This window comes from Psychrobacillus sp. PGGUH221 (assembly GCF_042055255.1).
Taxonomy (GTDB): domain Bacteria; phylum Bacillota; class Bacilli; order Bacillales_A; family Planococcaceae; genus Psychrobacillus.
Genome location: NZ_JAQMHQ010000004.1, coordinates 237,158 through 251,657, shown reverse-complemented (window position 1 = coordinate 251,657; position 14,500 = coordinate 237,158). Strand labels below are relative to the sequence as shown.

The 14,500-nt window shown below is 34.5% G+C and carries 15 protein-coding genes; 3 read left to right on the top strand and 12 right to left on the bottom strand.

Translation table 11 applies throughout. The features are described 5' to 3' along the window. Window position 1: 1 nt before the first annotated feature. Window positions 2–1,021 carry an NAD(P)H-dependent glycerol-3-phosphate dehydrogenase gene (locus PGC35_RS08760; protein ID WP_375218883.1) on the bottom strand — a complete coding sequence of 340 codons (1,020 nt, stop codon included), beginning with the start codon at window positions 1,019–1,021 and terminating at the stop codon, window positions 2–4. 28 nt (window positions 1,022–1,049) lie between these two features. Continuing rightward, complete coding sequence (gene der / locus PGC35_RS08755; RefSeq protein ID WP_053589803.1) at window positions 1,050–2,360, bottom strand: ribosome biogenesis GTPase Der; 1,311 nt, start codon at window positions 2,358–2,360, stop codon at window positions 1,050–1,052. 506 nt (window positions 2,361–2,866) lie between these two features. On the opposite strand from der, the gene PGC35_RS08750 reads away from it, so the two are divergent. Further along, window positions 2,867–3,064, top strand: a complete 198-nt coding sequence (locus tag PGC35_RS08750) for a hypothetical protein (protein ID WP_375218882.1) — start codon at window positions 2,867–2,869, stop codon at window positions 3,062–3,064. A 183-nt stretch (window positions 3,065–3,247) separates the two neighbouring features. Here PGC35_RS08750 and PGC35_RS08745 read toward each other — a convergent pair whose 3' ends face one another. After that, complete coding sequence (locus PGC35_RS08745) at window positions 3,248–3,433, bottom strand: hypothetical protein (RefSeq protein WP_053589805.1); 186 nt, start codon at window positions 3,431–3,433, stop codon at window positions 3,248–3,250. A gap of 930 nt (window positions 3,434–4,363) precedes the next feature. On the opposite strand from PGC35_RS08745, the gene PGC35_RS08740 reads away from it, so the two are divergent. Beyond that, window positions 4,364–4,543 carry a hypothetical protein gene (locus PGC35_RS08740; RefSeq protein ID WP_056829461.1) on the top strand — a complete coding sequence of 60 codons (180 nt, stop codon included), beginning with the start codon at window positions 4,364–4,366 and terminating at the stop codon, window positions 4,541–4,543. 407 nt (window positions 4,544–4,950) lie between these two features. On the opposite strand, the gene rpsA is transcribed toward PGC35_RS08740, so the two are convergent. The 7 genes from rpsA to prsW all read right to left on the bottom strand — a co-directional run bounded on the left by rpsA (window position 4,951) and on the right by prsW (window position 11,104). Next, complete coding sequence (gene rpsA, locus PGC35_RS08735; protein WP_275790114.1) at window positions 4,951–6,099, bottom strand: 30S ribosomal protein S1; 1,149 nt, start codon at window positions 6,097–6,099, stop codon at window positions 4,951–4,953. 96 nt (window positions 6,100–6,195) lie between these two features. After that, a complete protein-coding gene (locus PGC35_RS08730) occupies window positions 6,196–6,786 on the bottom strand; it encodes a lysophospholipid acyltransferase family protein (RefSeq protein WP_053589809.1) in 591 nt (196 codons plus the stop codon). 1 nt (window position 6,787) lies between these two features. Then, window positions 6,788–7,462 (bottom strand): (d)CMP kinase, encoded by a 675-nt coding sequence (gene cmk, locus PGC35_RS08725; protein WP_053589810.1) that lies wholly within the window; start codon window positions 7,460–7,462, stop codon window positions 6,788–6,790. Between the two features lie 79 nt (window positions 7,463–7,541). Further along, window positions 7,542–8,189 (bottom strand): flagellar brake protein, encoded by a 648-nt coding sequence (locus PGC35_RS08720; protein WP_056829455.1) that lies wholly within the window; start codon window positions 8,187–8,189, stop codon window positions 7,542–7,544. A gap of 74 nt (window positions 8,190–8,263) precedes the next feature. Beyond that, complete coding sequence (locus PGC35_RS08715; protein WP_056829454.1) at window positions 8,264–9,544, bottom strand: PepSY1/2 domain-containing protein; 1,281 nt, start codon at window positions 9,542–9,544, stop codon at window positions 8,264–8,266. A 9-nt stretch (window positions 9,545–9,553) separates the two neighbouring features. Continuing rightward, window positions 9,554–10,318: a spore cortex-lytic enzyme gene (gene sleB, locus PGC35_RS08710; RefSeq protein ID WP_375218926.1), complete on the bottom strand. Its 765-nt coding sequence runs from the start codon at window positions 10,316–10,318 to the stop codon at window positions 9,554–9,556. Between the two features lie 84 nt (window positions 10,319–10,402). After that, a complete protein-coding gene (prsW, locus tag PGC35_RS08705; RefSeq protein ID WP_375218881.1) occupies window positions 10,403–11,104 on the bottom strand; it encodes a glutamic-type intramembrane protease PrsW in 702 nt (233 codons plus the stop codon). Between the two features lie 78 nt (window positions 11,105–11,182). On the opposite strand from prsW, the gene PGC35_RS08700 reads away from it, so the two are divergent. Next, window positions 11,183–12,154 (top strand): asparaginase, encoded by a 972-nt coding sequence (locus PGC35_RS08700; protein ID WP_375218880.1) that lies wholly within the window; start codon window positions 11,183–11,185, stop codon window positions 12,152–12,154. Window positions 12,155–12,645: 491 nt separating this feature from the next. Here the strand turns inward: PGC35_RS08700 and PGC35_RS08695 are convergent, their stop codons facing one another. Together PGC35_RS08695 and PGC35_RS08690 are read right to left on the bottom strand one after the other, a co-directional pair. Beyond that, on the bottom strand, window positions 12,646–13,620 hold the full coding sequence (locus tag PGC35_RS08695; protein WP_375218879.1) for a YpdA family putative bacillithiol disulfide reductase: 975 nt from the start codon (window positions 13,618–13,620) through the stop codon (window positions 12,646–12,648). A 38-nt stretch (window positions 13,621–13,658) separates the two neighbouring features. Further along, window positions 13,659–14,423, bottom strand: coding sequence for a metallophosphoesterase (locus PGC35_RS08690; protein WP_375218878.1), 765 nt, complete (start codon window positions 14,421–14,423; stop codon window positions 13,659–13,661). Window positions 14,424–14,500: the final 77 nt, after the last annotated feature.

Sequence of the window (14,500 nt, the reverse complement as noted above, 5' to 3'; positions counted from 1 at the left end):
ATTAGAAAGTTTTATAATCCTCTAACTCATGTTTCTTCGTTCTATGCATTAGTATATCTACTGCCTCTTTAGGACTTATATTTTCAAATAAAACAGAATAAAGCGCTTCAGTAATAGGCATATCCACCTGTTGTTTTTGAGCTAGTTGATAAGCAGCTTTCGTAGTTCGAACGCCCTCTACTACCATACCTATCTCATTTAATACTTTTTCAAGCGATGCACCCTTGCCAAGCATATTTCCAGCTCTCCAGTTTCTAGAATGGACGCTTGTACACGTGGCAATCAAGTCTCCCATCCCAGTTAAACCTGAAAATGTATAAGGTTGTGCGCCTAAACTAATACCTAACCTCGTAATTTCTGCTAGGCCTCTTGTTATAAGAGCAGCCTTTGCATTATCACCATAGCCTAATCCATCAACAATACCTGCAGCTAAAGCAATTACATTTTTAAGGGCAGCCCCTATTTCTACACCAATCACGTCATCATTCGTATATACTCGAAAAGAATTGTTCATAAATAAGTCTTGAACCTGTTTAGCAGCTTCCATATTCTCACTCGCAGCAGTAATAGTAGTAGGGTGGTTTAAGACAACTTCTTCTGCATGGCTCGGACCAGATAATACAACAATTGCTTCCACATTGATTGTAGGTATTTCATCTACAATCATTTCAGAAATACGTTTGAATGAATCAGGTTCTATCCCCTTCGAAACATGCACAAACAGTTTTTTACTATTTAAATGCTCTTTCATATCACTACAAACATCTCGAATCGCCTTCGTAGGAACCGCAATTACAATGGTATTTGCATGTTTGATAGCTGTTTCAAAGCTACTAGTTGCTTTTAGGTTACTCGGTAAAACGGTTTCTGGTAGATACTTTTTATTTGTATGTTCAGTATTTATTTCAGCTGCTTGGTTTTCTCTATGTGACCAAAGGAGACAATCATGATTGTTATTAGCTAGTACCATTGCTAGAGCTGTACCCCAGCTACCAGCTCCTAATACAGTTATCTTCTCCATTACTATACGCCCCTTTAAAACAATTTAATCAAGTTCTTGCACGAGTAATGATTCGGATAGGAGTTCCCTCAAAATCAAATGATTCTCTAATACGATTTTCTAAAAATCGCTCGTATGAGAAGTGCATTAACTCAGGTTCATTTACAAACACAACAAATGTCGGTGGCTTAATAGCCACTTGCGTTGCATAGTAAATACGCAATCTTTTGCCTTTATCAGTAGGGGCAGGATTACGAGCTACAGAATCCTCAATCACTTCATTCAATACAGAAGATTGTACACGAAGTGAATGATTTTCACTTACTTTATTAATAATAGGTAAAATTGCATGCACACGTTGTTTTGTTTTTGCTGATACAAATACTATTGGTGCATAGTCTAAGAATTGAAAATGTTCACGAATAGATTTTGTCATTTCATTCATCGTTTTATCATTTTTCTCAATTGCATCCCATTTATTGACTACGATAATAACCGCTTTTCCGCCCTCATGTGCATATCCAGCAATTTTTTTATCCTGCTCCTGAATACCTTCTTCTGCATTTATAACAACTAAAACAACATCTGAGCGTTCTATCGCTTTTAGAGCACGCAACACACTGTATTTCTCCGTTGTTTCGTAAACTTTACCTTTTTTTCTCATTCCTGCTGTATCGATCATGACATAATCTTGTCCATCAAAGGAGTACTCAGTGTCTATAGCATCTCTCGTAGTACCAGCTATATCACTTACGATTACACGTTCATGTCCTAAAAATGCATTGATTAATGATGACTTCCCTACATTAGGTCTTCCGATTAATGAGAATTTAATAACATCCTCACCGTACTCTTGGTCCTCCAAATCAGGGAAATTTTTCGCAACTTCATCTAATAAATCCCCAAGTCCGAGTCCATGTGATCCAGAGATTGGATATGGTTCGCCCATACCTAATGCATAAAAGTCATAGATCATTTCACGCATATCAGGATTGTCGATTTTATTCACCGCTAAAACTACAGGCTTTTTCGTTTTGTATAAAATTTTTGCAACATATTCGTCAGCTGAAGTTACACCTTCTCGCCCATTTGTTAAGAAAACAATTACGTCAGCTTCGTCCATTGCAATTTCTGCTTGTTGTTTAATCTGCTCTAAGAATGGTTCATCACTAAGCTCAATACCACCTGTGTCAATAATGTTAAACTCATGTGTTAACCAATCTGCCGAGCTATATATACGATCACGTGTAACACCTGGTATATCTTCCACAATAGATACACGCTCTCCTACAATTCGATTAAATATAGTTGATTTGCCGACATTTGGCCTACCAACGATTGCTACTACTGGTTTTGTCATTGCTAATTCATCCTTCCAACTTCATCTATTCTGTATTATACAACATAGTGACACACAAATGCACATTCCCTATATATTAAACGAAATCCTAGACGTATCAAGTGTTTAGAAATTGTTAAATAAACTTACACAAATTAATTGCATACCATGCATTGTCTTGGGGCTAGAACATAAAAGTCATAGGCGGCATTATGTATAAGTTAAGAAAGCTAACTAACGGATATTACAAGCATTACTAATAAACAGACAACAAATTATTGTTATCTTTATCTTTATTTGTATAACTATTCAGCTACACCCTCGGTGGGAATCGATTTGAGCACTCAATACCACCTTTGGTAGAAATAGATAATACATTAACACGTGCAAACATAGATGCATTATTTTCAATAGATCCTCGCGAAACGTAATATGAAAATGGTCAACTGGAATTTAAACAAGGTGAAATTGTAGAAGTTGATTATATTTCTTATTTAGGAACAGATGGAATTGATTATGTAAGTGCTATGTTTTTTGAAGATGAATTAGTAAATATTCAATTAGATACTACATTTTCAGATGAAGAATTAGAAAAACGGTTAGGCATAGATATTAATGAAGACTTAATGATTGAAGACATGCGAGAAAGAGGAGTTTACGAAATCACTTTTAATGATAAATTCAATGAAAGTGAAATAGCAAGATACCTTTTTGAAATGGATTAAATAACAAAAGCCCTTTCACTTTTTTGTGGTTGGGCTTTTATTTATAGTTTAGAACGCAGTGCCTTCATCAACTAAAGCACTCGTTAGTTGAATAAATCATAAATCACTCGTTGGATTCAATTATTTTAACGTAACGTCTGCCGCTTCTAACTTGGCGGCTAACTAAATTAAAAATAGTGTAGATCATTCGTTATCCATATTTGGATTTTGTTGACGAAGCATCCAGTAATATTGAACAAGCTGATTCTCATACTTAAAGTGCAATTCGTAAAAATACATATGCCATTTTGGATCTATATGTTCATAGTATTTCGCTAAAGTACCGTATAAACTTGTCTTCTGAAGAAGCTCTGCTAAACGAGGATCCATTTATTCTCTCCTTTTTCTTTTCAACTATAATCAATGTATTCACCAATCATGATTCCTTATTAGGCAAATAAAAAAAGCCCCACCCACAATTAAGTGAGGAGGAATGGAATTATTTTTGTCAGTCATTATAACTCAAATTCTTGGTTATTCTTATATTTAACGAGAAATATTGTATTCTATACTTATTAAAATTATAACTATAATCATTACAATCATTACTATAATTCTATTTCTATTTCTATTTCTTATATTTTTATTAGCTTTCATTATTCCAATATCCCAGAATTATCTGCTACTACTCTTTTCATAGATTTCTCCTTTTTCCTTAGAAACTTTTAAATTTTTTTGAAATAGTTCAAACCATGTCACCTATATTTTCGTTTCTTTTATTACTTTTATTTCATATCCTCTATCCATTTTGTTAATTTCAACTAGATAGACCACATCCAAAAAACATCTATCATTTTTTTGGGAATTATTATACACTTCGAATCATCTATTAATTGTGAAAATAATCCAAAAAATCATCTCTTTGTCTCAAAACATAATACCTCTTCATAACCGTTCGCATCTTCTTTCCTAGAAATAATATTCTTGCTAAGATTTTTAAAAATATCCGGTATTTAAGTAATTCATATTACCTACCCTACAAGGAATATTATACTAAAAAAATAATTTTGTCTATCCTTTTTGAATATTCAATTTTTACGATAATGTGAACGAACAAAAAAGCGACCTTCACAATTATTATCTGCACCACTTATAAAGTCACTCTTCAGTCCTCCTTTTCTTTATGCTCAAAAAATTCTATTTACAAAGTCGCTTGCCTTACTGGTCTGTGTATAAAAATCGGATTTGAGATGAATAATAAGCGTAATCAACTCTCCTTTCGTAGGATATTTAGAAATTTATTTAGGAGGTTCTACACAAATGACAAATAAAAACGTGAATACGAATGCAAGTACTAGTAAGAAAAAGAAAGTTCAAACTACTGATACAGCGTATGGAGATCCTGTAAAAGCCTCTTCACCTACTATAAATAATGATTATAAGCAAGCTACTTCCACAATTGCTGAAAGTACACAGAATGGTAATAGTCGAAAAGATTAAAAAAGGAATAGAAAAAGATCTAGGTCACATCAACACTAATTGGTTATATTATTTTGTAATTATTGGACATATTATTAAAAGCAAATAAGACGCGTCACTTTCCTTCCTAACTCCCAGTTTAATATCCAGTTTTTAAAGACCTTCATGCAAAAGGTCTATTTTGTTTTAGGATACATTTTTCGAAGTGTTCACTTTTTATTGATTTTTCACTATTGAAGCTTCCCACCTTCAATGGGATATGCAGAGGCGAAGCATTTGTTCTTCTGTGGAAACGGGACTCCCTTTAGTAAAATTGCATGGGATTAGGACACACAAAAGCAGGCGACTTTATAAAATCGCCTGCTCAATTAAATCATATTATGAATAATACCTTCGACTCCCTAAAAACTTTTTGGGAACAGTCTAATCTAGTTTTTATTCGTAAAATCCTTTAGTTTATCGCCTAATACATCACTTATAGAAAATCCTTTTGACTCTTCTGGTAATTGATAGTCGTCTAAGTTGTAGTCGTTCTCATTTTCAATAAGATCCTTAATGCTTAAAGATAGACGTTTGTCCTTACTATTAACATCAAGTACTTTCACTTCCACTTCTTCGCCCTCTTTTAGCACTTCATGAGGAGAAGTAACATGCTTATGCGCAATTTGAGAAATATGAACTAGACCCTCGACACCAGGGAATACTTCTACAAACGCACCATATGAAACGATGCGTCTCACCGTACCCGTTAATACAGAACCTTTAGATGCTTTATCTTCAATTTCTGTCCAAGGTCCTGGTAAAGTATCTTTAATAGATAAAGAAATTCTTTCTGAATCTCGATCTACTGATAATACTTTTACTTTTACTTCTTGTCCTTCTTTTAATACATCCGCAACATTATCTAAATGATCATGAGATATTTGAGAAATATGAACAAGACCATCCACACCGCCAATATCAACAAAAGCACCAAAAGATGCAATTCGCTGAACAGTTCCCAAAATTATATCTCCGCTATGAATATTTTCAAGCGTTTTCTGTTTACTTACAGCTTTTTCATCTTCAACAACTGCTTTATGAGAAAGAATAAGCCTATTTTTTTCCTTCTCTAATTCCACAATTTTAAAGGTTAACACTTTACCTTTATAATCCTCAAATGACTCTACAAAATGATCCTCGATTAAAGATGCCGGGATAAACCCTCTCACACCTAAATCAACGACTAAACCACCTTTTACTACTTCTTTTACTTCTGTTTCAATCACTTCACCTGATTGAAATTGTTTTTCAAGCTGATCCCAAGCTTTTTCTGCATCTACTTTGCGCTTGGAAAGGACAAAATTTGCTTCTTCTACTTTTGTAATCATTAGCTCTAATTCTTCACCGATGGAAACGGCGTCGGATGCTTTTTCAATATGCAAGCTCGATAGTTCACTGATTGGAACTATTCCATCAAAAGGTGCACCTTCGATTGTTACGATTGCTGACTTCTCGTCTACTTGCGCAATCGTCGCTTTTACTAGATCTCCCTCTTTAAACTCATGTGAGTCAACTAAGTTCATTTCTTCTGACATATGATTATCCTCCTTCACAACGTCTCTTCTCTATTTTATGCGAACAAGCACAGAAATACAAAAGGAAGCCCTTCTCAAATTGAAAAAAGATTTGATTTATTTCGTTTTTTTATGTTGCTCTAGTAGTACCCCAATACTCTCCATTATAACTTCAGTCACTTCATCAGCAGAAGCTTTCCGTTCTCTATAAGGTTGAATATCTATCATATCTCCAAATACAATTTTCAACTTTCTAAATGGTTTATAGGGACCGATAATCGCACAAGGAACTACATTTGCATCTCCTCTAAGCGCAAAAAAACCTGCCCCACTAAAACCTTTTCCTAGCTTTCCATCTTTACTTCTTGTCCCTTCTGGAAACAGACCTACTACTTCTCCATTCTTTAAGAGTTTAATAGCCATACGCAAGGCATCTCTATCACTCATCCCTCTTTTTACTGGAAAAGCATTTACTCCAGGAAGAATATTTTTCAAGATTGGAATATTAAATAATTCTTCCTTCGCCATAAAGTTTACTGGTCTTGGTGCATTAATACCCACTACTGGTGGATCTAAAGCATCAATATGATTCGCACATAATAGAATTCCTCCCTCTTTTGGGAACTTTTCTATTCCGATTACTTCAAATCGGTATATAGGTTTTAAAGCAGCATAAACAACTGTCTTCGCAAAGGAATATAGATTCATATTATGCCATCCTTTCTTTCGCAAGTTTCATAATTTTCTCAGATACTTCTTCAATTGTAAGTGAGGTAGTGTCTATAAAAATTGCATCCTCTGCTTGTACTAAAGGTGAAGCTTCTCGCTCACTATCCAGCTTGTCTCGAAGTTCTATATCATTCATAAGTTCTTCTAGACTGGACTCAATACCTCTTTTATTATTCTCACTAAACCTTCTTTTTGCACGTTCTTCTACACTTGCAGACATGAAAATTTTTAACTCAGCATCAGTTAATACGGATGTACCTATATCTCTACCATCCATTACCACACTTCCGTTTTTCCCCATCTCTACCTGTCTACGCACCATTTCTTTACGTAATTCGGCATGTGCTGCAACTACAGAAACGGATGCTGTTACTTCTTTTGAGCGAATCTCCTCTGTTACTTCTTGATTATCTAGAAATACTTGCTGTCCTTTAGGAGAAGGCTTTAACTCAATCGATGTTTGTTTAAGTAAACTAGTTAATTTATCTTCATCTTGCAAATCTATGTTTGATTGAATGGCTTTATACGTTATTGCACGATACATTGCTCCTGTATCTACATATGTATATCCAAGTAATTCTGCAGTCTTTTTAGCAATAGTACTTTTCCCTGCCGCTGCAGGACCATCTATTGCTATTTGTATTTGTTTTGTCATATTGTAGCCTCCACTCTATTCAAGTATATTTTAGCATAAATTCGTACGTAAAAAAAAAGCCTGTATAAACAGACTTTTTTCAGCTCATTTCTCTTTTTCTTAATGATAATTGGCGCTCAAAACAAAAGCGAACTATTTGCTGTTTATCTAAGTCATCTGTATCAGTAAATTGAAGAGAGGCTATATGTTGTTGCCCTCTTTCCCATATTCGAACAACTGCTGCAGTTGTAGTAACATATTTAATGTCACCATTATTAAAAGCAAGAGGAATAAGTAAAGAAATTTCGTCCCCTTCTTTAAACCTAACTTCCCGATTCAGTATAACAGCTGTTCCTCCTGCACTAAGATCATCCGTAACAAATTGGTATTTTTCATCTTCAAATTGTATGGAGATATCTAAAGCAGTAGTAACTCGAACAAAATCTCTTCTTTGAATTTTTATTATTTCCGAGTCACCTGGATAAAGAAGCTTTATCATCGGTATTTGCCCATTTCTCTTACCCAATACTTCTGTTTGAAAAGCAAACGCGGATTTAGATTCCTCTACATAAGAAGCACGAAGTTGAGCACCATCAATGAAAAAAGCGGTTCTATTCGTATTTGTATCTATCGGATAGTCAACATAAATAAACTGTTCATCTAAGTCAACCACTTTACATCGATATTTCTCTGCTTTTTCTGTAAACGTAGGCTCTAGTATTAAATTAGTCCCAAGTTTAATTTTCATACTTTTATCCCTCTTTAAGTGTCATAATAATTCTATTATGACACTTAAAAGTACATTTTTCTATAAAAAAATGTTTAAGGGAGTTTTTCTGCATGCAATATCTCATGATTTTCTGTATCGATATAAATTCTATATGTGCCAATAGAATCATTTTTTGTTAAAACTTCAAAAGCTAGTCTTTGTTGTAATTCTTTATTTTCAACATAAGCTAAACGTTCCTCTTCCACTGAAAAATCACTTGAGAACATCTCTTTATAGTTCAGTGGCTTCACTTCTTGAGGAGCAATTTTTTCTTTTTGAATATATTCCATTGCGTTTAACCCAAGTAATTCGCCATTATCTTTTGCAACCTTTAGTTGAATTCCATCTGCATAAATTAATGCGTCATTCTCCGAATCCTTTCTAGCAAATGATAAATGCCAAGCTATATTGTTCTCACGGTACTCCACCATTTCGGTATCCGCATAGTCAAAAGCTTTCATATAGGTTGAAGCTTTTTCTTTTAATTGTTCAACGGATATTGCTGTTTGATCAAATGGTCTCTCCATTAAGTAAGATAATAAATGACCACCCTTTTTAGTGAAGTCAGCATATCCAATACGAATTCCCTTATGGAACTGAATATGGTAAAAAGGATATGGTGCATCTTTGGAACTCTCCGTAATATGAATTGTAGCATCTTTAAATTCTGGGAATAACTTAATAAATTTTTGTTTCATTTGTTCAGCAGTAACTTCTGAATCCTCTATATGTTTAAGATCCTTCTTTTTCTGTTGATCCGTCTCACTAGCCGTCATTGGAAAATCACTTTCCGTGTAGGTTTTCACTGAATTTCCAAGTGACTTCCAATTCTTTTCACTACTTTTATTTACTTTATTATTCACAAACGAATTGACTATATAATCTTTCGATCCGTCCTCTCTGTTTGTAAAAGCCCATTGTTCAGAAAGCGAACGTAAATTATCACGTGCATTTGACATATTTTTTTGCCAATCTTCAATTGGTACTTTTCCCTCTTTTACGAGTGAAGCACCATTTCCGATACGATTTAAATAATTCATCCATGCAGTAGAAGTCTCACTATCGATTGGTAATGCTGAAATTGATGCACGAACATCAGAGGATAGCCTCCATACATCGTCCAATGGTTGTTCTAGTGCTTCTTTATCTTGAAATAATAGAGTTTGATCAATTGAGTCACTTAGTTTTACTAATTTTTCTGAAGCAGATGTTAATTGATTGGAATACTGAATAGCCAGCGCATTTTCTAACCGGTTATTCTTTGCTTGAACTGAAAAATGATAGACAAGGAATATGACAGCGACAGATGCAATTATCCATATATACTTTTTCATTTTATCTCCTTATGAACAAAAAATATGCTGTCCGATTTTTTTAATTTGAGGTCTTGACCAAATCCACTCACTTGTAGCTGTATCAGGGTTAAAGTAATAAATAGCATTTTCAGTAGGATCCCAACCATTTAATGCGTCTAAAACTGCTTCTTTTGCTCGTTCGTTTGGCTCTAGCCAAATTTGACCATCAGCAACAGCAGTAAAGGCTAGTGGCTGAAAAATTACTTCTGATACTGTATTTGGAAAATCCGGATGCTCCACTCGGTTTAATATAACTGCTGCAACCGCAACTTGCCCTTCGTATGGCTCTCCTCTTGCTTCTCCATAAACGGCATTCGCAATCAACTTTAACTCTTTTTCAGAGTATTTTGGGGGAAGCTGCATATTCGTGCTTTCTGCTTTTTTGTTTTTTACCTGCTTATCTAGGTCCGTTCCACCATAATAGGTAAAACTGTTGCCTTTATTAAGTTGACCATGCACATATTGTTTATCGTACTTAGATGCATTTACTAGTTTCTTTTTAGTGCCTTCCCCTAGAATCCCATCAATAGGAAGTCCATATTTCTCTTGAAAATTTCTTAATGCCCAATATGTGCTATAGCCAAATTTACCGTCTATTTGACTTGTATAAAATCCAATGTATTGAAGTCTTGCTTGTAATTCAATTACATCGTCACCAAAAGCACCCCGTTCTAACACCTGGGTGGAAAATGCCTGAGTTGATTGTTCCCGTCCTATAAATGCATAGCTTCCAGAAATAAAGACCAAGCTAATTAGGATGTATTTTATCTGTTTCAAATGACATCTCTCCTTTATAACTAGCTTGGGTAAGAAATCGATAAATATACAAAAAAAAATCTAGCTACGGCTAGATTCTTCTTTCAAAAAATATTCATGATGTTCAAACCTTTTATGACGTGAAAGTATATGTGCTTTTTTTACTTTGGATAAACCGAATACCCATAAAAACAACATAAATGGAACCATTAATAGCAAATTTACATCCTTGATGATTAAAATACTATTATAAGTAGCATGTAAAAAGAAGGTTGCTAAAAGAGCATAAGCAATTTCATATTTCACTTTTTTCGTTACTGTGAATTTTGCTCTTCCTATGTAATATCCCATCACTACGCCAAATAATGCATGACTTGAAACCGGTAGTAAGGCACGTAAAAATGCTTGATTCATCCCAAAATTCAATAAAAACAGTATGTTTTCAACTGTAGCGAATCCAAGAGAAACACTTGCCCCATACAAAATACCGTCATAAGGATCATCAAACTCAACATGTTTATAAATAGCAATTATAAGAATCAACCATTTAAAAAATTCTTCTAGTGCACTTGTTACTAATACTTGGTGGATAAATATAGATGAAAACACATCTTCTTGTTGAATTACATGTTGTATGAATAAAATAGGAAAAGTTAATATAGCACCGTAAATAAATGTATGTAACAATAACTTAGAAGGTTCTTTTGCAATTTCCTTACGTAGGTAAAAATAACTTAAAAGTGCAAGAGCCGGAGCTATTGCAACGGAAAGCAGTATAAACATATCCTTACTCCTTCCATATAACTATATCTATTATACATTATAATTTTGCTAATTTGTAAAAATAACGGAGGTGTTTCTATGAAAAATATATTATTAATCCATACAGGCGGTACTATTTCTATGCAAATTCAGGCAGAAACAGGAGCTGTCATCCCTATAGAAAATAATCCTATTTCGATGGAAGGAGAAAAATTAAAAGAATATGCAAATATTAAAGAAATTGAAGCTTTTAATTTGCCATCTCCACATATTACTCCAAAAGAAATGCTTTTGTTAAAACAAATGATAGACGAGTCTATTCAAAAGGACCATATAGAAGGAGTAGTTATAACTCACGGAACGGACACTTTAGAGGAAACAGCTTATTTTTTGGACTTAACCGTGGATACTACTATTCCAATTGTACTAACTGGTGCGATGCGTTCTTCCAATGAAGTAGGATCAGATGGATTATATAATCTATTATCTGCTGTAAAAGTTGCAAGTTCTGATGATGCAAAAGACAAAGGGGTGTTAGTTGTATTAAATGATGAAATACACACAGCCGAAAATGTTACAAAAACTCATGCCAGTAATGTAAGTACTTTTCAAAGTCCTCAGTATGGACCGATAGGTTTTATATCTAAGTCTATAGTGCATTTTCACCACTCACCAAATCATCGAGCAGTGTTTCCTATTCATAGTATCGCGAAAAGAGTCGCTCTCTTCAAAGTGTATGCGGGAATGGAGCCAGATCTGTTAGCTTCATGTGTTGAATTAGGTTATGACGGAATTGTATTAGAAGGATTAGGTCAGGGAAATGTACCCCCAAGTCTTCTACCAATTATCGAGGAAAGTATTAAAAAGGATATTCAGATTGTTCTCGTTTCTAGATGTTTTAATGGTATTGCGCAAGATGTGTACGGATATGATGGTGGAGGAAAAAGCTTAAAAAATGCTGGTGTTATATTTGCTCCAGGATTAAATGGGCAAAAAGCAAGGCTAGCACTTCTAATAGCACTAAACCATCCAAATAAAACAAAAGCTATGGAGAATATTTTCTCTATATAAATTAAGAATAAGCGAACAGTGTTAGACTGTTGGCAAACGCAAAGAGTTTGCCTACGGTCTTTTACTTTAACAATAAATGCGGATGAATTATATTGATGATTTCCACTTCGCTTGCCATTAATAGAGCAGGTTTTAGTCACTAAAATTTTTTCAATTAGTATAGAAAATCGTTGAAAAAGGCGACACTCCTGCGGGAATAGCGTTAGCCGAAGACCCCGCAGCTGAGGGGAAGGCAATCTAAGTTCGCCGCATCCTGCTCCTGCGCAAAGCTCGTCGCAAAAGAACTTTTGCGGCAACGATTTCATGACCAACATCGTGTTGGCCTAGGAGGCTAAGGCAACCGCCCGCGGAAAGGGAGCCGTTTCAATGATTTTCTTATTTATCGGACTACATTATTAATAAAATTAAATTCTATGGACTTTTTCAGTGCCCTCAGAAAAGTTAAATGCTTAGGATTGATCGAACATTATCTATCATGAAACGATTATCCATTAATTACCTATTCTTTTTCGTTCTATTTCCTTTGCAATCAGATTACCATGAAAACGTCCGTTTTCAATAAATATTTCATTTGCATTATTTCCTGCAGCAATCACCCCTGCAATAAAAATGCCTTCAATATTCGTTTCCATTGTATACACATTAAATGTAGGTCTACCCGACTCCTGATCAATAATAACTCCCATTTTAGTTAAAAAATTATGATCTGGATGATAACCTGTCATCGCAAATACAAAGTCGTTCTCAACTTTGAAATCACCATCTGGTCCATTTAAATACACAAACTGTTCGTCAACTTCTAACACTGAGGTATCAAAATGCATAATTATTTCTTTATTGCGGACAAGTCCCTCAAATTCAGGTAAAATCCAAGGTTTAATGCTTGGAGAATAATTACTACCGCGATACACAACTGTTACATTTGCACCTGCTTTATTTAACTCTAAAGCAGCATCAATTGCGGAGTTTTTGCCTCCTATTACTAAAACATTTTGGGCAAAATAAGGATGACCTTCTTTAAAATAATGTAGAACCTTGGGTAATTCTTCTCCAGGTATCCCCATATAGTTAGGTTGGTCGTAATAACCTGTTGCAATGATTACATTCGAAGTATGATAAATTGCTTTTGAAGTTGTCACTAGAAAATGTTTATCTTTTTTTTCTACACTTTGTACAAACTCGTACTTTTTAACTTGTATGTTTTTTAACTTAACTACTTCTCTATAATAAACTAACGCTTGATTTCTCTTTGGCTTTCTTTCTTCTACAATGAATGGTATATCGCCTATCGATAGTTTCTCACTTGTACTAAAAAAAGTTTGGTGAGTAGGATAATTATATATTGCTTCCACGATATTTCCTTTTTCTATAACTACGCAATTTAAACCAATTTCCTGAGCAGCGATTGCTGCTGCAAGTCCGCATGGTCCTCCACCAACAATGAGTACGTCTATGTTTTTATCCACACTTATAACTTCCTTCCTTAATTCTTCAAGTTATTTCCTTATTGCTTTCCAAATAATGTGATGAGATGGCACTCTGATTTAGCCCCTAACCTTAGATGAATCCCTGTAGTACCAAAGCCATTACTTACAAGTTCCGCACTATTCTCTTTCACCCGAAACGTTCCTTTTTCATAAATTCCAATAGGGCCCAAACGAATTTGCCCGCCATGAAGATGTCCGGCCATTAACAAATGTGGTTTAGCCACTTTTTTGGCATTGTTGAAAAATGCTGGTGCATGGCATACAAATACAACTACTTCATTTTCTGATACTTCTTGAAAAGCATCATATATTCTAACCCTTCCACTAAAACCATCATTTATTCCAACTAAACGAATGACAGAATGGTTATTATGTATTGCCAGAGATGTATTATTTAAAATCACTACATCATTTTTTTCTAATATAGAGTTCAGATGCTCCTCACCTATTTCACGATCGTTGTTTCCATAAACGTAATAAACAGGTCCAAGTTTACTTAAATCAACTATATTATTTTCAGTTCTCTCCTGGGGTACACCTTTTTCAGTTAAATCCCCCCCAATCACTACTATATCTACCTCTCCTACTAGAGAATGAATCAGTTTTTCGGGTATTTGTCTACGATGAATATCGGAGATGAAAAATATATTAAATTGCTCCCCATCTTTCATTTCCTCGATTTGTAATGAATGTTTTATAACATTTGTCTGAAACGCCAAAAATCTCATATAAAACATCAACGTAGCACTAAAAATGATGAAAAGTATAATGATATAAGTCAATTATATCCCCCTATCTAAACATAGAAAAGGACAGGGAATTCCCCTGTCCAGCGCCGTACAAATATTGTAGAGATTAT

Coding starts and splice junctions, on each gene's coding strand:
- PGC35_RS08720 (WP_056829455.1), bottom strand. CDS start 8,189: ATGAAAATTAAACTTGGGACTAATTTAATACTAGAGCCTACGTTTACA.
- prsW (WP_375218881.1), bottom strand. CDS start 11,104: ATGTTTATACTGCTTTCCGTTGCAATAGCTCCGGCTCTTGCACTTTTA.
- PGC35_RS08700 (WP_375218880.1), top strand. CDS start 11,183: ATGAAAAATATATTATTAATCCATACAGGCGGTACTATTTCTATGCAA.
- PGC35_RS08760 (WP_375218883.1), bottom strand. CDS start 1,021: ATGGAGAAGATAACTGTATTAGGAGCTGGTAGCTGGGGTACAGCTCTA.
- PGC35_RS08715 (WP_056829454.1), bottom strand. CDS start 9,544: ATGAAAAAGTATATATGGATAATTGCATCTGTCGCTGTCATATTCCTT.
- PGC35_RS08740 (WP_056829461.1), top strand. CDS start 4,364: ATGACAAATAAAAACGTGAATACGAATGCAAGTACTAGTAAGAAAAAG.
- cmk (WP_053589810.1), bottom strand. CDS start 7,462: ATGACAAAACAAATACAAATAGCAATAGATGGTCCTGCAGCGGCAGGG.
- PGC35_RS08750 (WP_375218882.1), top strand. CDS start 2,867: ATGTTTTTTGAAGATGAATTAGTAAATATTCAATTAGATACTACATTT.
- rpsA (WP_275790114.1), bottom strand. CDS start 6,099: ATGTCAGAAGAAATGAACTTAGTTGACTCACATGAGTTTAAAGAGGGA.
- der (WP_053589803.1), bottom strand. CDS start 2,360: ATGACAAAACCAGTAGTAGCAATCGTTGGTAGGCCAAATGTCGGCAAA.
- PGC35_RS08730 (WP_053589809.1), bottom strand. CDS start 6,786: ATGAATCTATATTCCTTTGCGAAGACAGTTGTTTATGCTGCTTTAAAA.
- PGC35_RS08745 (WP_053589805.1), bottom strand. CDS start 3,433: ATGGATCCTCGTTTAGCAGAGCTTCTTCAGAAGACAAGTTTATACGGT.